This window comes from Bradyrhizobium sp. CCBAU 53338 (assembly GCF_015291665.1).
GTDB lineage: Bacteria > Pseudomonadota > Alphaproteobacteria > Rhizobiales > Xanthobacteraceae > Bradyrhizobium.
Map to the genome: position 1 here is coordinate 1,087,198 of NZ_CP030048.1, position 21,178 is coordinate 1,108,375.

Consider the following 21,178-nt stretch of genomic DNA (forward strand, 5'->3'; position numbering starts at 1 on the left):
CCTTCAGGCCACCAGCGACAGCTTCGGCAGGCTCGCGACCACCGACTGGTTGCGCCCGCCGGCTTTCGCGGCATAGAGCGCCTTGTCGGCGGCGGCGACCAGGACGGCCCAGTCCATGCCTGCACTGGGCGTGAGGCTGGCGATGCCGCAGGAGACGGTCGATCCCGTCCCGCCGTCGGACCAGCCCTGCACCTTGCCGCGGATCGTCTCGGCGATCTTGAAGGCCTCGGCGGCTGGCGTGTTCGGCAGCAGCACGGCGAACTCCTCGCCGCCATAGCGCGCGGCGCAGTCGCCGGCACGCCGCACCGAATCCGAGATGCAGATGGCGATGCCGACCAGCACCTGGTCGCCGGCCTGGTGGCCGAACGTGTCGTTATAGGCCTTGAAGTGATCGGCATCGATCATCAGCAGCGCGACCGGCGTCTTCTGTCGCGTCGCGCGGCGCCATTCGGCGTCGATCACCTGGTCGAACTTGCGGCGGTTGCGCAGGCCCGTGAGCGCGTCCGTGGTCGCCATCTCCTCGAGCTTGCTTTCGGCATCCGCGCGCCGGCTGATCTCGCGCGCGAGCACGATCGCCGATCCCAGCACGAACAGCGCGAGCACCAGGACCACGGCGCCGATGCGATAGGCTTCCTTTTGCCAGAGCTCGAATACGGCAGCCAGCGGTTTTCCCGCCACCACAAACAACGGACCAGAACCGCTGCTGCGCACATAGAGTCGCGGCGTCACGTCCACCGGTCCCTTTCCGGCGTAGGATCCGCCGGCCTTGAGATTGTCCGACCTCCAGTCCTGCAGCGCGGCCAGGTTCTTGCCGATGATGTCGAGATCGAACGGGCGCCGCATCATGATGGTGCGGTCGCGCTTGAGCACGGTGATGGTATCCTCGGGGTCGAGGCTCAGCCGCTCGAACAACTCGTGGAAATAGCTGAAGCGGATCGAACCGGCGACGACACCCAGGAAGCCGCCGTCGGTATCGCTGAGGCGCCGGCTCAGCACGATCGAATAGGCGCCGCGGAACAGCATCGGGCGGCTGATGAAAAGGCCCGCGTTGGGATTGTCGCGGTGAACGGTGAAATACTCCTCGCTACTGCGATTTTCCGCGACCGGATCGAGCGTCGAGGCATCGATGGTGAGGTTGCCGTCCGCATCGAACACCTGGACGGCGCCGAAATGCTTTGCGGTGGTGGCGTGATCGAACAGGATGAGCTGGCGGATCGGTTTCGAGACCGAGGCGATCTCGGGCAGCAGCACGTTGCTGGCGACCGCCTTCAGCGACAGGTCGTAGACCTCGATGTTGCGGCTGATGTCGGCGTCGATCGTGGTCGCCAGGTTTTCCAGGGTCTGGCGGGCCAGCGCCTCCTCGCCGCGGCGCATGTCGAGCATGACGTTGAAGCAGATGGCGGAAAAGCCGATCACCGTCACGACGGACGTCATGATCAGCAGCTTCGCCGAAATGCGCCACGGCCGAAGGGCCATGGCTTCGCGCCATCCAGACAGCATCGTTTGCTCCCGATACTACTGGATGCGCCTGAAATCTTGCGTAGTGTTTAAGCCGCGACGACGCTGCCGCGATGAGTTAAGAAACGGTTTAAGCGGCTGACGGTTTCCGGCAGGCTTGACCTGCTGATCCGGCTCCGGACGAGAGGACCATCGTGTGAACGACTACGACCCATTGCGCGATTACCTGCTGCGGCAGAAGCAGACTGAATTCGTACTGAGCTTCGAGCAGATCGAGGAGATCATCGGCGCCGCCCTGCCGCGCGCGGCCAACCGTGCCTCATGGTGGGACAGTCTGCGCAGCCCCGACATCCAGATGCCCCAGCGCGAAGCCTGCCTCGCCGCGGGCTTCAAGGCTGTCCGGATGCCGGATGGCCAGAGCGTGCGGTTCACGAAGATGAAGACGGACCGGCGCAGGCCGGGGTAGAGGGCAGTCTCTGTTCTTCGCTTCTCCCCTTGTGGGAGAAGGTGGTGCGAAGCGCCGGATGATGGGTTGGTTCGGCATATTCAGCTGCGCGATTTGGCCTCGCGGACCCTCTCCCACAAGGGGCCTGTTGCGCTACTGCCTTTTGATGCGGGAGACGTAAGGAGAGAGGGCGTTGTCGGCCCCGATTGTCGGGCCGAAGCTGTATTTTGCGCCCTTGATGGGCGTCAGGCGGCGATCGTGGCCCACCGCCTCATATTGAACGCGATGGAGGCAAGCAGGACTTGTCCGCGTGCCTTGGCGAGACCGACGTATCGGATGCAGGTGAGCCGCATCCGACGTTTGAGGGTGGCAAAGGTTGTCTCCACCGTTGCCCGTCGTCGTGCGATGAGACGGTTGTAGCGTTTGAGCCTCGGCGGCAGTTCCGGGTGATGCCTGTTGGGACGGCGGGCGATGCGGGGCTTCTTGCCTTCCGCTTTCAGCCGCGCCCGCCGGGCGTGGGTGTCGTAGGCCGCATCGGCCCATACCACGGCTTCGTCGCCGCGGATCAGTTCGTCGGCTGGCGTTGTATCGTTGATATTGGCGGGCGTGGTCAGGACTGAGCGGATCAGACCGGATCCCTCGTCGACACCCATGTGAGCCTTGTAGCCGAAGGTCGAACCACCCTTGCCCTGTCGCTTGGTGAACCGGGCGTCTGGGTCGTTTGATGGACGATCCTCCTTGGGAGGAGCTGAGACGGCCTGGATCAGGGTCGCGTCGAGCATCGTGCCGCGCTTGAGGATGACACCAGCATTCTCAAGCTGGCGGTCCAGCTCGCCAAACAACTTCTCCAGCAGGCCTTGTTCGATGAGTTGATTCCGGAAACGGTTCAGAACCGTATGGTCGGGCGTCGCATCCTCGAGGCTCAGACCAACGAAGCGCTTGAACGACAGCCGGTCGCTCAGCGCTTCCTCAAGCTCGCGGTCCGAAAGACCATAGAGCGACTGCAACAGCAGCGCCCGAAACAGCACCAACACCGCGTACCCCGGCTGACCGGGTCCCTTCTCGTCCCGCAAATGGCCGATCAGCTTCTCGAACCGGTACCACTTGACCAGGCCGGCCAGCCGATCCAGCGACGCATTGGCGCCGGCTCCCTTCGGCATCAGCGCATCTACAAAGCTCGGCTGTCCCGTCTGCTTCACCGCCATCGTCATTCCCCCAAAAGGCTCAACCGCAGGGAATCACAACTGGCGAATTACGCAACAGGCCCACAAGGGGAGAGGGAAAGAAAGGTCAGCTCGCCGCTTCCAGCCGCACTTCCGTCAGCAGGCGCATCGCGGCATCCGCGTCCATCGGTTCGCCGAAGGCAAAGCCCTGCGCGTATTCGCAGCCCAATTGATAGAGCTCGACCGCGTCGGAATCCGTCTCGGCGCCTTCCGCCACCACGTCCATGCCGAGGTCATGCGCGAGCGCGATGATCGACTTCAGGATCACCGGGCGCGTGCCGCGATTGGTGGTGCGGACGAAGGACTGGTCGATCTTGATGGTGTCGAACGGAAAGCGCTGCAGGTAGGCGAGTGAGGAATGACCGGTGCCGAAATCGTCGAGCGAGAGTCCAGTTCCGAGTTCGCGGATGCGCGTCAGCATTTGCGCCGCGTGTTCCGGATTCTCCATCACCAGCGATTCCGTCAGCTCCAGCTTCAGCGTGCCGCGCGCTACCGAAGAGCGCGACAGCACGGTGCGGATGTCGTGGATCAAATCATGGCGCAGCAACTGCCGCGAGGAGACGTTGACGGATGCGAAGATCGGCTCGCGCGAGCGCATCGCACGCTGCCAGATCGAGAGCTGCTTTGCGGTCTGGTCGAGCACGAACATGCCGAGGTCGACGATCAGGCCGGTCTCTTCCGCGATGGTGATGAATTCCGACGGCGCCATGCGCCCGAGCTTCGGATGATCCCAGCGCACCAGCGCCTCGAAGCCCGCGACCGAGCGATCCTCCAGCCGCACGATCGGCTGGTACAGGATGGTGAGCTCCTGCCGCTCGATGGCGCGGCGAAGCTCGCTCTCGAGCGTCAGGCGATCCGTCTTCCGCGCGCGCATCGCCGGCTTGTAGACGTCGATGCGGTCGCCGCCGATGCGCTTGGAGTGATACATCGCAAGCTCGGCGTCCTTGATGATCTCGTCCGTCAGCTGGGTCTGCGGATCGGACAGCGCCATGCCGATCGAGGCTGTCAGGAAGATCTCGCGGTCGTTGAAGGCGATCGGGGCGCGGATGGTCTTGCGAATCGTCTCGGCGAAATTGGTGATCCGCGCCGGGTCCTGCTCCGACAAGAGGATCAGGCCGAACTGGTCGCCGGCGAGCCGGGCCAGCGTGTCCTGCGGCTTCAGGATGCGGGTGAGGCGGCGGGCCAGTGTCAGCAGGATTGAGTCGCCGACCGCGATGCCGACGGAATCGTTGACCTGCTTGAAGCGATCGAGGTCGATCACCATCAGCGTCGGCCGCAGCGTGGGCATCGATTTTGCGAAATGTGCAACGGCACCCAGCCGGTCCATGAACAGCTTGCGGTTGGGCAGGCCGGTGAGGTTGTCATGCACGGAATCGTGCAGCAAGCGCTCCTCGGCGTTGCGCAGTTCGGTGACATCGGTGAGCGTGCCGACCACGCGCGAGACCTCGCCGTCGGAGCCGACCACCGGCCGCGCCTTCAGCGCGAACCACATGAAGTGACCATCGGGCGTACGCAGGCGGAAATCCTGCACCAAGCGGCCGCGGCGCTGGTCGAGCACGCTGTCGAGCGCGGCGCGGAAACGGTCCTGGTCGAGCGGATGCAGCACCTCGAGCCAGGAGGCCGCCGGCCCTTCGAGCGTGCCGCGCTTCAGCCCAAGCAGGGCTTCCGTCTCGGGGCTCGTAAAAACCTTGTCGGCGGAGACGTCCCAGTCCCAAATCAGATCGCCGGAACCGGCGAGCGCCAGCGCGCGCCGCTCGATGTCGGAGACGACGCCGGTGGTGGCGCCGCCGCCGGCGAAGGCGTGCTGCATGACCGTGAAGCCGATCAGCATCACGATCAGTACGAGGCCGCCGAGCAGGGCGGGGCCGACGATGTCGTTGGTGACGGAGCCGGCCACCGTCATGCCGGCCGCGACCACCCAGACCACCAGGAGGAACCAGGTCGGGATCAGCAGCACCGCGCGGTCGAAGCCGTGGGTGGAGAGATAGACGATCAGCGCGAAGCCGGCGAAGGCGATCAGCACCAGCGAGATGCGTGCGATGCCGGAGGCGACGGCAGGATCGAACAGAGCGAGCGCCACCAGCGAGCCGAGGAAGGCGAGCCAGCCCACCGTGATGTGGGAGTAGCGCACATGCCATCGACTGAGATTGAGATAGGCGAACAGGAACACCAGTAGCGTTGCCGCCAATATCGCTTCACCCGCCGCGCGCCAGATGCGCTCGGCGTTGTTCGACATGTCGAGCACCTTGCCCCAGAAGCCGAAATCGACGCCGATATAGACCAGCACCGCCCATGCCAGCGCGGCCGCCGCCGGGAACATGATGCTGCCCTTCACGACGAACAGAATCGTGAGCACGAGGGCGAGAAGCCCCGATATGCCGATCACGATGCCCTGGTACAGCGTGAACGAGTTGACCTTGTCCTTGTAGGCTTCCGGCTCCCACAGATAGAGCTGCGGCAGCTTGTCGGTGCGCAGTTCTGCGACGAAGGTGACGACGGCGCCGGGATCGAGCGTGATGCGGAACACGTCTGCGGTCGCGCTCTCCTGGCGCTCCGGCCGGTCGCCGATCGACGGCGTGATGGTCGCGATGCGCGACAGGCCGAGGTCGGGCCACAGCAGCCCCGACGACACGATACGGTAGTGCGGGGCGACGATCAGGCGGTCGAGCTGGTCGTCGGTGTTGTTGGCGAGCGCGAACACCACCCAGTTCTGGCCGCCTTCACGGGCGCGCACCTCGATGCGGCGGACGATACCGTCGGTGCCGGGGGCGGTGGAGACCTGGATGCGGTCGGCTTCGCTGCGCTGATGCTCGAGCACGCCGGTAAGGTCGATCGCAGGCGCGTCACTGCGGACGCTGACGGCGTCGAGCGCGCGCGCGGGATACGCGGCGACAAGAATCATGAGGCCCAGCGCGATGGGCGCGAGGCACCTGATCAGACGCAAGGTCAGTTCTCCGCGTTCGACGCAAACTTTGAGTGCAAGGCTGGCACGTGGAAAGGCTAGCACGTAGAGGCGATTTCAGACCGGACGGAAGTGGTTCGGCGTTTCGCGATAGATGCCACGAAAGCGAGGAAAATCAAAGGGTTTCCGCCCGGTTCTGTGAGCCAGCGGCCTAGACCTCCAACACAATTTTGCCAATATGTGCTGACGTCTCCATGCGCCGGTGTGCGTCGGCGGCGTTTTCCAGCGGGAAAGCGCTGTCCATCAGCGGTTTGACCCGGCCTTCGCGCAAAAGCGGCATCACTTTCGCTTCAATCGCAGCCACCATCGCCGCCTTGTCCGCATTACTACGGGGACGCAAGGTCGAGCCGGTATGGGTCAACCGCTTCACCATCACCTTGGCGATGTTGACGCTGACCTTGGGGCCGTTGAGGGTCGCGATCTGCACGATGCGGCCGTCGACGGCGGCGGCATCGTAGTTGCGATCGACATATTCGCCTGCAACCATGTCGAGGATCAGATTGACGCCGACCTTGTCGGTCTCTTCCTTGACCACGGCGACGAAGTCTTCGGTCTTGTAGTTGATGGCGCGGTCGGCACCAAGCTTGAGGCAGGCGTCGATCTTGTCCTGCGAGCCGACGGTGACGAACACTCTTGCGCCGAACGCTTTCGCGAGCTGGATCGCCATGGTGCCGATGCCGGAGGAGCCGCCATGGATCAGCAGCGTCTCGCCGGCCTTCAGGCCGCCGCGCTCGAACACATTGTGCCAGACCGTCATCAGGGTTTCCGGCAGCGCGCCGGCTTCCTTCATCGACAGCGCCGGCGGCACGCTCATCGCCTGGGCGTCCTGCGCGATGCAATACTGCGCGTAGCCGCCGCCGGCGACGAGCGACATGACCTTGTCGCCGATCTTGTGCCGCTTGGCGTTGCTCCCCACCGCGACCACTTCGCCTGAGATCTCGAGACCCGGCAGGTCGCTGGCACCGGGCGGCGGCGGATAGGCGCCGGACCGCTGCGCCACGTCGGGCCGGTTGACGCCGGCGGCCTGCACCTTGACCAGGATTTCATCAGGCCCGGGCTGCGGAACGGCCCGCTGTTCCGGGACCAGCACCTCCGGTCCGCCGGGCTTGGAGATGGCGACCACGGTCATTTGCGCGGGCAGCTTGTCCATGATGTGTCCTTGAGCAAAGGTGCGAGAGGGAACGAGGCCTTTGATTAGCCAGCGCGGATCAGGCTGGCAACCGCCTAGCCATGTATCAGGCCGTGTGGTCCGGTCCGCGGACGCAGGAGGAACGACGATGCCGATGGAAGACGACGACCGTCCGCGCAGGAAGGTCACCCACGAGATCGGACAGGATCTCTCACTATTGTCCGTGGAGGAGCTGACCGAGCGCGTCGCTCTGCTGAAGACCGAGATCGTGCGCCTGGAAGAAGCCGCCACCCGGAAGCGCGACTCGCGCGATGCGGCGGACAGTTTCTTCAAGTCGTAGGATTTGAGTGTCCTGGCGCGCGTCGCGCCGAACTCGCTCCATCGTCATTCCGGGGCGGCGCGTTAGCGCCGAGCCCGGAGTGACGGCGGGGAGAGCACGCGACCGCATCCCACTCGGCCATTGACCGACATGGCTAACGAACCCTCAAAGAATTCGTTCGTTTACGCACCATTAAGCTTTCGAGTTTATGACTGGAACTGTCCTCGTTTGGACACCGAGTGGCTCCTGTCCACTCTGTTTGACGCCTCCCTGTTATCAACTTTCAAAGCCGCCGGTCTCCGGCGGCTCTTTTTTGCGTTTTTCGTATCTAGCCCCGGTTGAATTCCTGCGAATGACCCGCGGAAACCATATCCGCTGTTGTCGCTGGACTCCGCGGTTTGCCCGCGCAATGATTTGTTCATCATAAAGCCGGCGCCAAAGCCGGACGGGTAAATAGTTGCGTAAGGGGCGTTAACCATGGAACGTTTGCAGGCCGAAGGCGCTCTCGTTCAACTCAGCGAGCGGTTCACCAATTCTGCGGCGTTCGGCGCGCTGTTCCGTGAAGGCATGGATCTCGTCGAAGAGACCGCCGCCTATCTCGACGGCGCCGGCCGCACCGAGGCCAAGGCGCTCGACCGCGCCGTCAGCCTCACCTACGCGACCGAGAGCATGCGCCTCACCACGCGCCTGATGCAGCTCGCCTCGTGGCTGCTGCTGCACCGCGCGGTGAAGGAAGGCGAGATGACGCTGGTCCAGGCCAATCGCGAGAAGACCAAGGTCAAGCTCACCGCCGCCGATCCCGGCCCGGCCGATACCGTCGAGAAGCTGCCCTCGCAACTGCAGGACCTGATCCATCGCTCGATGAGTCTCCAGACCCGCGTGCGTCGTCTCGACACCTCGATCCACACCCCGCCGGCCGACCACGTCGCCATCGGCAACCCACTGGTGCCGCAGCTCAACGCGCTGAAGGCCGCGTTCGAGCGGTAACGTAATTTGCCGTCATTCCGCGGCGCGCGAAAGGCGACCTATGGTGCGCAGTTGCGCGCCTGAGAATCTCGGAGTTCCGGGTTCGATGCTGTGCACCGCCCCGGAACGACAGTCAGAAAACAAAAACGCCCCCGGAGCTCCGGGGGCGTTTTTCGTCTCCAGCCTTTTCGGCCTGGATCAATCCTTTTTGAGGAAGCCCGAAAACTTCTTCTGGAAGCGCGAGACGCGGCCGCCGCGGTCCATGATCTGGGCGTTGCCGCCGGTCCAGGCCGGATGCGACTTCGGGTCGATGTCGAGGTTCAGCGTGTCGCCTTCCTTGCCCCAGGTGGAGCGGGTCAGGTACTCGGTTCCGTCGGTCATGACGACTTTAATCGTATGATAATCCGGATGAATTTCGGCTTTCATGGCAATTCCTGGGGCGCCCGGCGCCCGGCTCGAGTGACTATCGAATGACGGATTTGGCGGGGTCTATACCCCACGAAGTCCCTTAAAACAAGCCATTGTGGGAACGGGCGAACCGGGGCGGCCCCTAAGGGACTTACCGGATTTGCCACTACCCTTGCACCGGCCTATGTGGAGCCAACGTCTCTCTTTTGGTCGGATTCCAATGAGCGCAGTTGAACGGCTTGAAACCGGGCCCGCAGAAGCCCCGTCGATCGAGGCCGAGTTGATCGAGCAGCCGGCAAAGGGCCGGGCCAAGCTGCGGCCGTTGATGGCGCTTGCGCCTTATGTCGCCCGCTATCGCGGCCGCGCGGCGCTGGCCTTCGTGGCGCTGACGGTTGCCGCACTGACCACGCTGCTGGTGCCGGTCGCGGTACGCCGGATGATCGATTTCGGCCTGACGCCGGAAGGGATCGCGCTGATCAACAGCTACTTCTCGGTGATGATCGCGGTTGTCGCCGTGCTCGCGCTCGCCAGCGCCTCACGCTACTACTTCGTGATGACGATCGGCGAGCGCATCGTCGCCGATCTCAGGCGCGACGTGTTTGGGCACCTGCTCTCGCTGTCGCCGTCCTTCTTCGATTCCGCGCGCAGCGGCGAACTTGTGTCGCGGCTCACCGCCGATACGACGCAGATCAAATCCGCGGTCGGTGCTTCGGTGTCGATCGCACTGCGCAATCTCATGATGTTCTTTGGTGCCGCAGCCATGATGGTCATCACCAGCCCGCGGCTGTCAGGCTTCGTGCTGCTGGCGATCCCGCTGATCGTGCTGCCGCTGGTCGCCTTCGGGCGCTGGGTGCGGCGTTTGTCGCGCAATGCGCAGGACACGCTGGCCGATGCGTCCGCCTATGCCGGCGAACTGGTCGGCGCGATCCGCACCGTGCAGGCCTATACCAGCGAGGGGCTCGCCGCGAAACGCTTTGGCGGCGAGGTCGAGCAGGCCTATGAGGCCGCGCGCACATCAACCCAGGCGCGCGCGGTTCTCACCGCCATCGTCATCTTCATCGTGTTTGCAAGCGTGGTCGGCATCCTCTGGATCGGCTCGCATGACGTGCTCACAGGCGCGATCACGCCGGGCCGGCTCGGCCAGTTCGTGCTCTATGCGGCGTTCGCGGCCGCCGGCCTCGGCCAGCTCAGCGAGGTCTGGGGCGAGGTGTCTGCGGCATCAGGCGCGGCCGAGCGCCTGTTCGAGATTTTGCACGTGAAGCCCGAGATCGCAGCACCCGCATTGCCGCGCGCGCTTCCTGTGCCCGGACGCGGCGAAGTCGGCTTCGATCATGTCAGCTTTGCCTATCCCGCGCGGCCCGATGTCAATGTGCTCGATGCCGTCTCGTTTGCGGTGCGGCCCGGCGAGAAGATCGCGATCGTCGGCCCGTCCGGCGCCGGCAAGAGCACGATCTTCCATCTGCTGCTGCGCTTCTACGATCCGCGCAGCGGCGCGATCTCGCTCGACGACGTGCCGGTGAAATCAGCCGACCCGCGTGACTTCCGCTCGCGCATCGCACTGGTGCCGCAGGAATCCAACGTGTTTGCCGCAAGCGCCCGCGAAAACATCCGCTTCGGCCGGCCCGATGCGACCGATGCCGAGGTCGAGCGCGCGGCCGAGCTCGCGCACGCCACCGAGTTCATCCGCCGCCTGCCCGAGGGCTTCGAGACCCCGCTCGGCGAGCGCGGCGTGACGCTATCGGGCGGCCAGCGCCAGCGCATCGCGATCGCACGCGCCATCCTTCGCGATGCGCCGCTGCTGCTGCTCGATGAGGCGACCTCCGCGCTCGACGCCGAAAGCGAGACGCTGGTGCAGACCGCGCTCGAAGAGTTGATGAGCCATCGTACCACGCTGGTGATCGCGCATCGCCTCGCCACTGTCTTGTCCTGCGACCGCATCCTGGTGATGGACCAGGGCAGGATCGTCGAGCAGGGCACGCATGCCGAACTCGTCGCGGCGAACGGGCTTTACGCGCGGCTGGCGAGGTTGCAGTTCGAGGGAGCGTGAGGGGCTGGTTCCTCACTTGCACTTCGGCGAGCCCATCGGCACGTTCGGCCACGGCCAGTTCTTCCAGCTTCCGCCCTCGCCGATACAGGGCGACCCATCGCCCGTCGGCGCAGGCGAAGCCGTCGTGTCAGTTGCTGTCCTGGGCGGCGGCGCGAGTCGCCGGTCGATATAAACAGTCGACACATAGCCCGCGACGATGACGCCGAGAAAGACCGAAGCCCCCTTGGCCAGATCGCTCAGCCGCATCGATCCTCTCCATCCGCAGTCACGGCCGCCACGCCATCTTCAGCACCGGCCGTCCCGAGGTCGGGTTCACATCCTCGCCGGCATGGCAAAAGCCGTTGCGTTCGTAGAAGCGAATGGCGCGGGCGTTGTCCCTGTTGACGAGCAGCGTGACGCCTGACGGCGACAGCCGCTTGGCTTCATCGACCAGCAGCCTTGCCGCGTCCGAGCCCCAATGATTGGGGTCGACCACGAGCTGGTCGAGATAGCCGTCACCGTCGATGGTGACGAAACCGGTCAACACGCCATCTTGTTCCGAGACCACGATCGCGGCTTTCGGCACCAGCTCGTTTCGCCAGCGCTCGCGCCACCAGTCCAGCCGTGCGGCGAAGTCGATCTGCGGATAGGCCTGCTGCCAGGTGCGATGCCAGAGATCGATCGCCGCCGCTTCGTCGGCGGCTGCGTAGGGGCGAAGGTGGAGCGCGCTCACTACCGCTCCGTCAGCTTCAGCTCGATACGTCGGTTGCGCTTGTAGGCCTCCTCGGTGTTGCCGGGATCGAGCGGCTGGAATTCGGCGAAGCCTGCGGCGACGAGGCGCTGCGCCGGTACGCCGAGCGAGATCAGATATTGTACCACCGAGATCGCGCGCGCCGATGACAGGTCCCAGTTCGACTTGAAGTTCGGGCCGTTGACGGGCCGCACGTCGGTATGTCCGTCGACGCGCAGCACCCAGGCGATCTCGGCCGGGATCTTCTTGTCGAGCTCGATCAAAGCGGCGGCGACCGTGTCGAGCTCGGAGCGGCCCTCGGGCAGCAGCGTTGCCTGTCCGGTGTCGAAGAACACTTCGGACTGGAACACGAAGCGGTCGCCGACCACGCGGATGTCGGGGCGGTTGCCGAGAATGGCGCGCAGCCGGCCGAAGAACTCGGAGCGATAGCGCGACAATTCCTGCACGCGCTGCGCCAGCGCGACGTTCAGGCGAGAGCCGAGATCGGCGATGCGGTTCTGCGATTCCTTGTCGCGCTTCTCCGACGCGTCGAGCGCCTCTTCCAGCGCGGCCAATTGCCGGCGCAGCGCGCTGATCTGCTGGTTCAGCACCTCGATCTGCGCCAGCGCCCGCGCCGAGACGGCCTTTTCGGAGTCGAGCGCCTTGCCGAGCTCGGCGGTCTTGCCTTGCGCGTCGTTGCCGGCGTTGGCGAGGCCTTCATAGAGGCCCTTCATGCGGTCGCGCTCGCTCTCGGCCGAGGCGAGTCCGGCCTTGAGCTGCGAGACCTGGTCGTCGAGCGAGAGCTTGCCGAGCTTCTCCAGCGAGAGCAGCTCGTTGAGCTGGGCGATTTTGGCGTTGAGCTGCTCCAGCGCCTTGTCCTTGCCGGTCACCTCCTGCGACAGGAAGAACTGCACGACCAGGAACACCGAGAGCAGGAAGACGATCGACAGCACCAGCGTCGACAGCGCGTCGACGAATCCGGGCCAGTAGTTGAAGGCGCCTTCACTGCGGCGGCCGCGGGCTAGAGCCATGCTCGCCTCTCAAATGCTGATTGCTCAACTCTTCTCGGGCTGGCGCGCGATGCGCTCCAGCAGGCGACGGATCTCGCGGTTCTGCTCGCCCTGGCCGTCGGCCCATTCGCGGATCATCTGCTGCTCGGTCCGCATGTGCGAGACCAGCGCCTGGATCGCCTCCGCCAGGCTTGCCATCGCCGCCGTGGTGCCGCGGCTGGCGCTGCCTTCCTCGAGCACGGAGCGCAGCCGCTCGACGGCCGCCTGCAACTCGCCGCTGGCAACGCCGCCGCCACCGGACGCGGCGACCGCGACCTCGCCGCTGCCGTATTCACGCACGGTGGTGGCGAGCCAGTCCTCGAGGTCGGTGTAGAAGCGGTTCTGCGCCTGGCTCGATTGCAGATCGAGGAAGCCGAGGATCAGCGATCCCGCAAGGCCGAACAGCGAGCTGGAAAAGGAGATGCCCATGCCGCCGAGCGGGGCGGCAAGTCCCTCCTTGAGCGTGTCGAACAGCGCGCCGGCATCGCCGCCGACCTTGAGGCCGTCGATCACCTTGCCGACCGAGCCGACCGTCTCGATCAGGCCCCAGAAGGTGCCGAGCAGGCCGAGGAAGACCAGCAGGCCGGTCATGTAGCGGGAGATGTCGCGGGCTTCATCGAGGCGCGTCGCGATCGAATCGAGCAGGTGCCGCATCGTGGTCTGGGTGATCGACATCCGCCCGGTGCGCTCGCCGCCCAGGATCATCGCCATCGGCGCCAAGAGCTTCGGGTGCCGGGCCGGCGCGAGGCCGGGATCGGCAATGCGGAAATTGTTGACCCAGGAGACCTCAGGATAGAGCCGGATCACCTGGCGGAAGGCCAGCACGATGCCGATGAACAGCACCGCCCCGATCAGGGCGTTCAGCCCGGGATTGGCGAAGAAAGCCTGGATGATCTGCTTGTAGAGCACCACGCCCACCAGGGTGCACAGCACCAGAAAGACCAGCATCCGCACCAGGAAGACGCTGGGTGAGGACAGTTTCGTGTACTCGATGTCGATGGCGGAGCGGGGCGAGGCGCCTGGCGGCATGGCCGGTATCATCCGTTACGAAAGCTTGATTGCCTCCGCACTATGGCACAGCGCCCGCCCAAAAAAAGCGCCGGATGTGCGGATTTCGGGAAGGAGGGGCGGAACCCAAAGCTGAAACCGGGCTTTGATGTCAACGTATTTTGCAAAACTTCGGCATTCCGCAGGCTTAGCTTGGATTTTTTGCATGACGACGTTTCTCTGGGGACTGGCGGCCATCGCGTTCTCGCTCGCGGTCCTGATGGCGTTCGCCTGGGTTGTGCGGCAGCGCACCGGCAATTCCGGCTGGGTCGATACGATCTGGACATTTGCGGTCGGCCTTGTCGGCGCCGGCAGCGCGCTGTGGCCATTCGCGGGCGAGGGGCCCAATGCGAGGCAATGGCTGGTTGCCGGCCTCGTTGCGGTCTGGTCACTCCGGCTGGGCACCCATATCGCCATCCGTACCGCCGGGATCACTGACGACCCCCGCTATGCCGCCTTTGCCGCGGAGTGGGGGCTGAACGCGCCGCGGCGGATGTTCATCTTCCTGCAAAATCAGGCGCTGGGCTCGGTGCCCCTGGTGTTCTCCATTTTCGTCGCCGCGCACGTCCCCGAACCCGCCTTGCGTATTCAGGACGTCCTGGGTGCCGCGATCCTGCTGATCGGAATCGCGGGCGAGGCGCTGGCGGACGCGCAACTGCGCCGCTTCCGGATTGATCCTGCCAACCACGGCAAGGTCTGCGACGTCGGGTTGTGGCGCTGGTCGCGCCATCCCAATTATTTCTTCGAATGGCTCGGCTGGCTCGCCTATCCCGTGATTGGACTTGCGGCCTTCTATCCCTGGGGCTGGGCCAGCCTGCTCGCGCCGATCTTCATGTACTGGATCCTGGTCCATGTCACCGGCATCCCGCCCCTGGAAGCGCAGATGCTGCGGTCGCGCGGCGAACGCTACCGCGCCTATCAATCCCGAACCAGCATGTTCTTTCCGTTGCCACCGAGAGAGGGAATGGCCGCATGAGCGTCGTGTCCACGATCATCGGGACTGCCGAACGCGTGCCGCTGCCGGATCTCGTGGTCCGCGCCGCCATCCAGCGCCTGTGCTCGCGCACCGCGGCGCGCCTGTCGGCGCTCGGCGCGGCCGACGATGCCGCCTTCGCCGGACGGATGATGCTGAGGCCGATCGCCGAACACGCGGACGCTGCAAACACCCAGCATTACGAGGTGCCGTCGAGCTTCTTCGCCCAGGTGCTCGGCCCGAACCGCAAATATTCGTCCTGCTTCTACAAGACCGATGCGACGACCTTGCAGGAGGCGGAGGAGGAAGCGCTGCGCCAGACCGTCGAGCATGCCGGCCTTGCCGACGGCCAGACCATCCTCGAGCTCGGCTGCGGCTGGGGCTCGCTGTCGCTGTGGATCGCGCGGCGGTTTCCGCATGCCAAGGTGACCGCCGTGTCGAACTCGCAAGGCCAGCGCGTCTATGTCGAGGACATCGCGCGGCAGCGCGGCTTGCTGAACTTGCGCGTCGTCACGTCGGACATGAACGTGTTCGCCCCGGAAGGCCGGTTCGACCGCATCGTCTCGGTCGAGATGTTCGAGCACATGATGAACTGGCGCAAGCTGATGACGAGCGTGCGCTCGTGGCTCGCCCCCGAGGGCCGCTTCTTCATGCACATCTTCACCCATCGCGTCGGCTCCTACCTGTTCGACCATGCCGATCGCGAGGACTGGATCGCGCAGCACTTCTTCACCGGCGGGGTGATGCCGAGCCATCATCTGATCGGGCAATATGCCGACATCTTCGCGGTCGAGAAGGAATGGCGCTGGAGCGGCACGCACTATCAGCGCACGGCCAACGACTGGCTCGCCAATTTCGATGCGCATCGTGACGCGGTCGAAACATCCTTGCGCAACGTCTATGGCGACGAGACCCATCTCTGGATGCGGCGCTGGCGCTGGTTCTTCCTCGCCACCGCGGGTCTGTTCGGCCACGCCGACGGAACGGAGTGGGGTGTCAGCCACTACCGGATGAAGCCGACGGGTTCGAGCGCGTCGTACTGAAATCCGCGCGCGGGACGCGCCAGCACGTCCGAGTGCCTCGGGAGAACCATTGCGGCCTATTGCCTCCTTGGTCCTCTTCTCGGCGCGATTCTTCCTGGGTTTGATCTAAAGCAAAGCGCTGAGATGTTCTCATGTTAGCTTGACGGCTTCTCAATGACGTCATTGGAGGTTGCAATGATCATTGAGCGCTTGTCTCGAGAACACCGCAACATCGAGGCGCTGCTCGCCGTCCTCGAGCGCGAGCTGGAGATCTTCGATCGGGGGGACCGCCCTGATTACGAAGTCATTCGCGCGGTCATCAGCTATTTCGAGCTCTATCCCGAGATGTACCATCATCCTCTGGAGGAGCTGGTTTTTGCGAAGCTGAGGCGCCGCGACCCCGCCGCGGCGGCAAAGGTCGGCAATCTCACACTCGAGCACCAGAAGGGCGCCGAGCGTTTGCGCCGCGTCGCTCGAGCGGTCGATTACGTCCTCGCAGATCGTGAAATGCTGCGGCAAGATGTCGACAACATCGTTCGCGACTTCATCGAGAGCGAACGGCGCCACATCAAGATGGAAGATCGTGATTTCTTTCCTGCCGCCCTCGAGGCTTTGAAGCCTCGAGATTGGTCGGAGATCGCTTCTGCCTCGACCGACCATGTGGATCCGTTGTTCAGCGACTCGGCCGAAGAGACCTTCGACGCGCTCCGCGCACGCATCTTGCAGTTGGAACAAGAGGCGGAAGCCGGACGACGCTGAAGCGCAATGAGATCGGGATGAATTGCGATCGCGCTTGAGGGTGTCGTTTGGACATCGTTCGATTGCGATGTTCTGTCGCAGCGCGGCGTGGTGGAACCTGACTCACAATCCGGTGAATCCAGAAAAACATTCTGAACTCAGTGCGATAGCCGATGTGACATTGAGCCGCCCGTGCAATCCGTTGCGTCGCAGCAAGCGCAGACTATTTTCGCTCTCAAATCGGACTGTCCGGAACCATCCGGACGTCTGAAGCAATCAGCGATTCACGGGGCAACCACCTTTATGCCAGCACTTCATGCGCGATCCGCCTGCATGGCACTAATGCTCGCGGTCGCGGCGCCGCTGCTTGCGGGCTGCGATGAGTCCAATTCGGCGATCGTCCAGGCGCAACCGACGGAACCCGACGTCAGTGTCGTCACGATCAGGCCGCAGCCACGGAGCGTGGTGCGAGAACTTCCTGGCCGCATCGCTCCGACCCGCGTCTCCGACGTGCGACCGCGAGTCTCGGGCATCGTGGTCGAACGAATGTTCCACCAGGGCAGCGAGGTGAAGGCGGGCGATCCCCTCTACCGGATCGATCCGCGCCCGTTCGAAGTCGAGGTGATGGCGAGCCAGGCAGCGGTCGCCAAGGCCGAGGCTGCATTGGTGCAGGCCAGGCAGCAGGCGCATCGCATCGCGACGCTGACCAGCCAGCGCGCCGCGCCCGAAGCCGAGAACGAGAAGGCGATCGCCGCCGAACATCAGGCCAAGGCCGAAGTCGAGGGCCGCAAGGCCGAGCTCGCGCGTGCGAAGCTCAATCTCGACTACGCCACGGTTCGTGCGCCGATCGACGGTGTCGTCGGTGCGGCCCTCGTCAGCGAAGGTGCGCTCGCGGTGCAGAACGAGACCAATCTCGCCACCATCCAGCAGCTCGATCCGATCTATGCGGATTTCACCCAGTCGGTGACCGAGCTCAATCAGCTTCGTCGCGCCTTCGAGAGTGGCGACCTCGAGCGCATCGCGGCCGATGCCGCCAAGGTGCGCCTGGTGCTCGACGACAACACGATCTATCCGCTGAACGGCAAGCTGTTGTTCTCCGACGCCAAGGTCGACGCCAACACCGGACAGGTGACACTGCGCGGCGAATTTCCCAATCTGAAGCGCGAACTGTTGCCGGGGATGTACGTTCGCGTGCGGATAGAGCAGGGCATCGACAGCGACGCGATCGCAGTGCCGCAGCAGGCGGTCCAGCGCAATGGTGCCGGCGGCAGCGAGGTGTTCGTCGTCAAGGACGACAACCGCGTCGCGGTGCAGCCGGTGCGTACCGGCTCGGTGCAGGACGGCGACTGGTTCGTTACCGAGGGCCTCAAGGCCGGCGACAAGGTCGTCGTGGAGGGCTTCCAGAAGTTCGCCGCCGGTGACAAGGTCAAACCTCGATCCTGGGCCGAGGCTGAAGTCATCGTGGAAAGTCAGCGCGCCCAGATGATGCAGTAAGGCATCATGGCAAGCTTCTTCATCGACAGGCCGATCTTCGCCTGGGTCGTCGCGCTGTTCATCTGTCTGATCGGCGCGATCTCGATCCCGCTGTTGCCGATCGCGCAGTATCCGATCATCGCACCGCCATCGATCTCGATCTCGACGAGCTACCCGGGCGCCTCGCCCGAAAACCTCTACAACAGCGTCACCCGCCTGATCGAGGAGGAGCTCAACGGCGCCTCCGGCATCCTCAATTTCGAATCGACCAGCGACTCGCTCGGCCAGGTCGAGATCATTGCCAACTTCCAGCCGGGCACCGATACCAGCGCGGCCTCGGTCGAGGTGCAGAACCGCATCAAGCGTGTCGAAGCGCGGCTGCCGCGCGCCGTGATCCAGCAGGGCATTCTGATCGAGGAAGCGTCCAGCGCGGTGCTCCAGATCATCACGCTGAACTCGACCGACGGCAGCCTGGATGAAGTCGGCCTCGGCGACTTCATGATCCGCAACGTGCTCGGCGAAATCCGCCGCATCCCCGGTGTCGGCCGCGCCACGCTCTATTCGACCGAGCGCAGCCTTCGTGTCTGGGTCGATCCCGCAAAGCTCGTCGGCTATGGGCTGACGGCCGACGACGTCAACAAGGCAATCGCGGCGCAGAATGCGCAGGTCGCCTCGGGCAGCATCGGCGCCGAGCCGTCGACCGCGACCCAGCGCACCTCGGCGCTGGTGCTGGTCAAGGGCCAGCTGTCGTCGCCGGATGAATTCGGCGCCATCATCCTGCGCGCCAATGCCGACGGCTCGACCGTGCGGCTGCGCGACGTCGCGCGCATCGAGGTCGGCGGCCTCAGCTATCAGTTCAATACCCGCCTCGACGGCAAACCGACAGCCGGTCTGTCGGTGCTGCTGTCGCCGACCGGAAACGCGCTGGCGACCGCGAGCGCGGTCGAGGAGAAGATGAAGGAGCTGTCGCGCTTCTTTCCGGCGAACATCTCCTACGAAATCCCCTACAACATCACGCCCGTGGTCGAGGCCTCGATCAAGAAGGTGCTGTCGACGCTGCTCGAGGCGGTGGTGCTCGTCTTCGTCGTGATGTTCCTGTTCCTCCAGAACATCCGCTACACTGTCATCCCGACCATCGTGGTGCCGGTGGCACTCTTGGGCGCCTGCACCGTGCTGCTGCTCGCCGGCTATTCCATCAACATGCTCAGCATGTTCGGCATGGTGCTCGCGGTCGGCATCCTCGTCGACGACGCTATTGTCGTCGTCGAGAACGTCGAGCGCATCATGGCCGAGGAAGGCCTGTCGCCGAAGGAGGCGACGCGCAAGGCAATGTCGCAGATCACCAGCGCCATCATCGGCATCACGCTGGTGTTGATGGCGGTGTTCGTGCCGATGGCGTTCTTCCCGGGCTCGGTCGGCATCATCTACCGCCAGTTCTCGGTGACAATGGTCGCGGCGATCGGCTTCTCCGCCTTCCTGGCGCTATCGCTGACGCCGGCGCTGTGCGCGACCCTGCTCAAGCCCGTCGCGCCCGGCCACGGTCATGCGAGGCGCGGCGTGTTCGGCTGGTTCAACCGCATGCTCGATGGCGGCAAGGAGGGCTATTCCCGCACCGTCGGCTTCTCGCTGAAGCGCACCGGGCGCCTGATGATGGTCTATGCCGCGCTGCTGGCCGGATTGTCCTGGGCCTTCGTCAACCTGCCCGGCGGCTTCCTGCCCGTCGACGACCAGGGCTTCGTCACCACCGACGTGCAGACGCCGTCCGACTCGTCCTACGGCCGCACAGAGGCTGTGATCGAGAAGGTGGAAAAATATCTGGCGCAGCGTCCGGGCGTGGACAACGTCACCTTCCTCACCGGCTTCAGCTTCTCCGGCCAGGGCATGAACACCGCGCAGGCCTTCATCACCTTGAAGGACTGGTCGGAACGCGGGCCGAAGGAGTCGGCCGCGGCGATCGTCAATGACATCAACCGCGATCTGTCGTCCTCGATCCGCGACGCCAAGATTTCGGCCTTGCAGCCGCCGCCGATCGACAATCTCGGCAACTCCTCGGGCTTCTCGTTCCGTCTGCAGGACCGCGGCCAGAAGGGCTATCCGGCCCTGATGCGCGCCGCCGACCAGCTGATCGCGGAGGCCAATGCGAGCCCGGTGCTGCAGAAGGTCTATGTCGAAGGCCTGCCCGAGGCCGGCGTGGTCAATCTCGTGATCGACCGCGAGAAGGCCGGCGCCTTCGGCGTCACCTTCGAGGACATCAACAACACGGTCTCGACCAATCTCGGCTCGAACTACATCAACGACTTCCCGAACCGTGGCCGCATGCAGCGTGTCGTGGTCCAGGCGGAAGCCCGCGACCGCATGAAGCCCGAGGACATCCTCAACTACAACGTCAAGAATTCTCGTGGCCAGCTGGTACCGTTCTCCTCCTTTGCGACGGTCGAATGGTCGCGCGGCCCGACCCAGATTGCCGGCTTCAACTACTACCCGGCAGTGCGTATCTCTGGTGAGGCCAGGCCCGGCTTCACCTCGGGCGATGCCATTGCCGAGATGGAGAGGCTTGCCGGCAAGCTCCCGCGCGGCTTCGGTTACGAATGGACCGGACAGTCGCTCCAGGAAAAGCTGTCGGGCTCGCAGGCGCCGTTCCTGCTGGCGCTCTCCGTCTTCGTCGTGTTCCTGTGTCTGGCCGCGCTCTACGAGAGCTGGACCATTCCGCTCGCGGTGCTGCTCACCGTGCCGCTCGGCATCGTCGGCGCGGTGGCGGCGGCCATGCTGCGCGGCCTGCCCAACGACGTCTATTTCACCGTCGGCCTGATCACCATCATCGGACTAGCCGCCAAGGACGCAATCCTGATCATCGAGTTCGCCAAGGATTTGCGGAAGGAAGGCAAGCCGCTGGTCGAAGCGACGATCGAGGCCTGCCGCCTGCGCTTCCGCCCGATCCTGATGACCGGCCTTGCCTTCATCTGCGGCGTGCTGCCGATGGCGATCGCCCACGGCGCCGGCGGCGCCAGCCAGCAATCGCTCGGCACCGTCGTGATGGGCGGCATGATCGCGGTCGTGATTTTGGCGCTGCTGATGGTGCCGGTGTTTTTCGTCTCGGTGCAGCGCGTGCTGGCGGGGGACAGAGAGCCGAAGGCCGCGAGGGAAAGCGAGGCCTACGGCCCGCCGGCGCCGGTGAAGCCATAACGGACGCGCGGCGCACGAATATCCTTA

Annotated in this window: 18 protein-coding genes; 9 read left to right on the forward strand and 9 right to left on the reverse strand. The window is 64.6% G+C overall.

All coding sequences use genetic code 11. The features are described 5' to 3' along the window. Nucleotides 1–3: 3 nt before the first annotated feature. Nucleotides 4–1,500 (reverse strand): sensor domain-containing diguanylate cyclase, encoded by a 1,497-nt coding sequence (locus XH90_RS05260; RefSeq protein WP_194479539.1) that lies wholly within the window; start codon nt 1,498–1,500, stop codon nt 4–6. A gap of 154 nt (nt 1,501–1,654) precedes the next feature. Here XH90_RS05260 and XH90_RS05265 point away from each other — a divergent pair, with 154 nt between their 5' ends. After that, complete coding sequence (locus XH90_RS05265; protein WP_194479540.1) at nt 1,655–1,924, forward strand: hypothetical protein; 270 nt, start codon at nt 1,655–1,657, stop codon at nt 1,922–1,924. 224 nt (nt 1,925–2,148) lie between these two features. Here the strand turns inward: XH90_RS05265 and XH90_RS05270 are convergent, their stop codons facing one another. The 3 genes from XH90_RS05270 to XH90_RS05280 form a co-directional block, all read right to left on the reverse strand. Then, nucleotides 2,149–3,114 (reverse strand): IS5 family transposase, encoded by a 966-nt coding sequence (locus XH90_RS05270; RefSeq protein WP_194476884.1) that lies wholly within the window; start codon nt 3,112–3,114, stop codon nt 2,149–2,151. Nucleotides 3,115–3,193: 79 nt separating this feature from the next. Next, nucleotides 3,194–6,070: an EAL domain-containing protein gene (locus XH90_RS05275; RefSeq protein WP_194479541.1), complete on the reverse strand. Its 2,877-nt coding sequence runs from the start codon at nt 6,068–6,070 to the stop codon at nt 3,194–3,196. Nucleotides 6,071–6,239: 169 nt separating this feature from the next. Next, nucleotides 6,240–7,238, reverse strand: a complete 999-nt coding sequence (locus tag XH90_RS05280; RefSeq protein ID WP_194479542.1) for an NAD(P)H-quinone oxidoreductase — start codon at nt 7,236–7,238, stop codon at nt 6,240–6,242. Between the two features lie 127 nt (nt 7,239–7,365). Here XH90_RS05280 and XH90_RS05285 point away from each other — a divergent pair, with 127 nt between their 5' ends. Both XH90_RS05285 and XH90_RS05290 read left to right on the forward strand, forming a co-directional pair. Beyond that, nucleotides 7,366–7,557, forward strand: coding sequence for a DUF1192 domain-containing protein (locus tag XH90_RS05285; RefSeq protein WP_194479543.1), 192 nt, complete (start codon nt 7,366–7,368; stop codon nt 7,555–7,557). A gap of 456 nt (nt 7,558–8,013) precedes the next feature. Next, nucleotides 8,014–8,523 carry a DUF1465 family protein gene (locus XH90_RS05290; protein ID WP_194479544.1) on the forward strand — a complete coding sequence of 170 codons (510 nt, stop codon included), beginning with the start codon at nt 8,014–8,016 and terminating at the stop codon, nt 8,521–8,523. A 177-nt stretch (nt 8,524–8,700) separates the two neighbouring features. On the opposite strand, the gene rpmE is transcribed toward XH90_RS05290, so the two are convergent. Beyond that, a complete protein-coding gene (gene rpmE / locus XH90_RS05295; protein WP_011084323.1) occupies nt 8,701–8,928 on the reverse strand; it encodes a 50S ribosomal protein L31 in 228 nt (75 codons plus the stop codon). Nucleotides 8,929–9,130: 202 nt separating this feature from the next. Here rpmE and XH90_RS05300 point away from each other — a divergent pair, with 202 nt between their 5' ends. Further along, entirely contained in the window at nt 9,131–10,957 is a 1,827-nt protein-coding gene (locus XH90_RS05300; protein WP_194479545.1) for an ABC transporter ATP-binding protein/permease, read from the forward strand. A 12-nt stretch (nt 10,958–10,969) separates the two neighbouring features. Here XH90_RS05300 and XH90_RS05305 read toward each other — a convergent pair whose 3' ends face one another. From XH90_RS05305 to XH90_RS05320, 4 genes are read right to left on the reverse strand one after another with little or no spacing between them, the layout of a single operon-like run. Then, nucleotides 10,970–11,203: a hypothetical protein gene (locus XH90_RS05305; RefSeq protein ID WP_194479546.1), complete on the reverse strand. Its 234-nt coding sequence runs from the start codon at nt 11,201–11,203 to the stop codon at nt 10,970–10,972. A 19-nt stretch (nt 11,204–11,222) separates the two neighbouring features. Then, nucleotides 11,223–11,669, reverse strand: coding sequence for a GNAT family N-acetyltransferase (locus tag XH90_RS05310; RefSeq protein ID WP_194479547.1), 447 nt, complete (start codon nt 11,667–11,669; stop codon nt 11,223–11,225). Next, on the reverse strand, nt 11,669–12,697 hold the full coding sequence (locus tag XH90_RS05315) for a peptidoglycan -binding protein (RefSeq protein WP_194479548.1): 1,029 nt from the start codon (nt 12,695–12,697) through the stop codon (nt 11,669–11,671). Before XH90_RS05315 ends, XH90_RS05310 begins: the two co-directional genes overlap by 1 nt. 24 nt (nt 12,698–12,721) lie before the next feature. Then, nucleotides 12,722–13,744: a flagellar motor protein MotA gene (locus XH90_RS05320; protein ID WP_194479549.1), complete on the reverse strand. Its 1,023-nt coding sequence runs from the start codon at nt 13,742–13,744 to the stop codon at nt 12,722–12,724. Between the two features lie 184 nt (nt 13,745–13,928). Here XH90_RS05320 and XH90_RS05325 point away from each other — a divergent pair, with 184 nt between their 5' ends. From XH90_RS05325 to XH90_RS05345, 5 genes are all read left to right on the forward strand, one after another. Beyond that, nucleotides 13,929–14,738, forward strand: coding sequence for a DUF1295 domain-containing protein (locus tag XH90_RS05325; protein WP_194479550.1), 810 nt, complete (start codon nt 13,929–13,931; stop codon nt 14,736–14,738). Beyond that, the gene (locus XH90_RS05330) at nt 14,735–15,778 is read left to right on the forward strand and encodes a cyclopropane-fatty-acyl-phospholipid synthase family protein (protein ID WP_194479551.1); all 1,044 of its coding nucleotides are present in this window, start codon (nt 14,735–14,737) and stop codon (nt 15,776–15,778) included. The genes XH90_RS05325 and XH90_RS05330 overlap by 4 nt, the downstream gene beginning before the upstream one ends. Nucleotides 15,779–15,952: 174 nt before the next feature. Then, nucleotides 15,953–16,516, forward strand: a complete 564-nt coding sequence (locus XH90_RS05335; RefSeq protein WP_194479552.1) for a hemerythrin domain-containing protein — start codon at nt 15,953–15,955, stop codon at nt 16,514–16,516. 282 nt (nt 16,517–16,798) lie between these two features. Further along, nucleotides 16,799–17,989 carry an efflux RND transporter periplasmic adaptor subunit gene (locus tag XH90_RS05340; RefSeq protein WP_194479553.1) on the forward strand — a complete coding sequence of 397 codons (1,191 nt, stop codon included), beginning with the start codon at nt 16,799–16,801 and terminating at the stop codon, nt 17,987–17,989. A 6-nt stretch (nt 17,990–17,995) separates the two neighbouring features. Next, a complete protein-coding gene (locus XH90_RS05345) occupies nt 17,996–21,151 on the forward strand; it encodes a multidrug efflux RND transporter permease subunit (RefSeq protein ID WP_194479554.1) in 3,156 nt (1,051 codons plus the stop codon). Nucleotides 21,152–21,178: the final 27 nt, after the last annotated feature.

What these genes read in the sequence shown, in the direction of transcription:
- XH90_RS05315 (WP_194479548.1), bottom strand. Translation starts at nt 12,697, where the DNA reads ATGGCTCTAGCCCGCGGCCGCCGCAGTGAAGGCGCCTTCAACTACTGG.
- XH90_RS05320 (WP_194479549.1), bottom strand. Translation starts at nt 13,744, where the DNA reads ATGCCGCCAGGCGCCTCGCCCCGCTCCGCCATCGACATCGAGTACACG.
- XH90_RS05285 (WP_194479543.1), top strand. Translation starts at nt 7,366, where the DNA reads ATGCCGATGGAAGACGACGACCGTCCGCGCAGGAAGGTCACCCACGAG.
- XH90_RS05300 (WP_194479545.1), top strand. Translation starts at nt 9,131, where the DNA reads ATGAGCGCAGTTGAACGGCTTGAAACCGGGCCCGCAGAAGCCCCGTCG.
- XH90_RS05305 (WP_194479546.1), bottom strand. Translation starts at nt 11,203, where the DNA reads ATGCGGCTGAGCGATCTGGCCAAGGGGGCTTCGGTCTTTCTCGGCGTC.
- XH90_RS05270 (WP_194476884.1), bottom strand. Translation starts at nt 3,114, where the DNA reads ATGACGATGGCGGTGAAGCAGACGGGACAGCCGAGCTTTGTAGATGCG.
- XH90_RS05260 (WP_194479539.1), bottom strand. Translation starts at nt 1,500, where the DNA reads ATGCTGTCTGGATGGCGCGAAGCCATGGCCCTTCGGCCGTGGCGCATT.
- XH90_RS05290 (WP_194479544.1), top strand. Translation starts at nt 8,014, where the DNA reads ATGGAACGTTTGCAGGCCGAAGGCGCTCTCGTTCAACTCAGCGAGCGG.
- XH90_RS05325 (WP_194479550.1), top strand. Translation starts at nt 13,929, where the DNA reads ATGACGACGTTTCTCTGGGGACTGGCGGCCATCGCGTTCTCGCTCGCG.
- XH90_RS05335 (WP_194479552.1), top strand. Translation starts at nt 15,953, where the DNA reads ATGATCATTGAGCGCTTGTCTCGAGAACACCGCAACATCGAGGCGCTG.
- XH90_RS05280 (WP_194479542.1), bottom strand. Translation starts at nt 7,238, where the DNA reads ATGGACAAGCTGCCCGCGCAAATGACCGTGGTCGCCATCTCCAAGCCC.
- XH90_RS05345 (WP_194479554.1), top strand. Translation starts at nt 17,996, where the DNA reads ATGGCAAGCTTCTTCATCGACAGGCCGATCTTCGCCTGGGTCGTCGCG.
- rpmE (WP_011084323.1), bottom strand. Translation starts at nt 8,928, where the DNA reads ATGAAAGCCGAAATTCATCCGGATTATCATACGATTAAAGTCGTCATG.
- XH90_RS05330 (WP_194479551.1), top strand. Translation starts at nt 14,735, where the DNA reads ATGAGCGTCGTGTCCACGATCATCGGGACTGCCGAACGCGTGCCGCTG.
- XH90_RS05340 (WP_194479553.1), top strand. Translation starts at nt 16,799, where the DNA reads ATGCCAGCACTTCATGCGCGATCCGCCTGCATGGCACTAATGCTCGCG.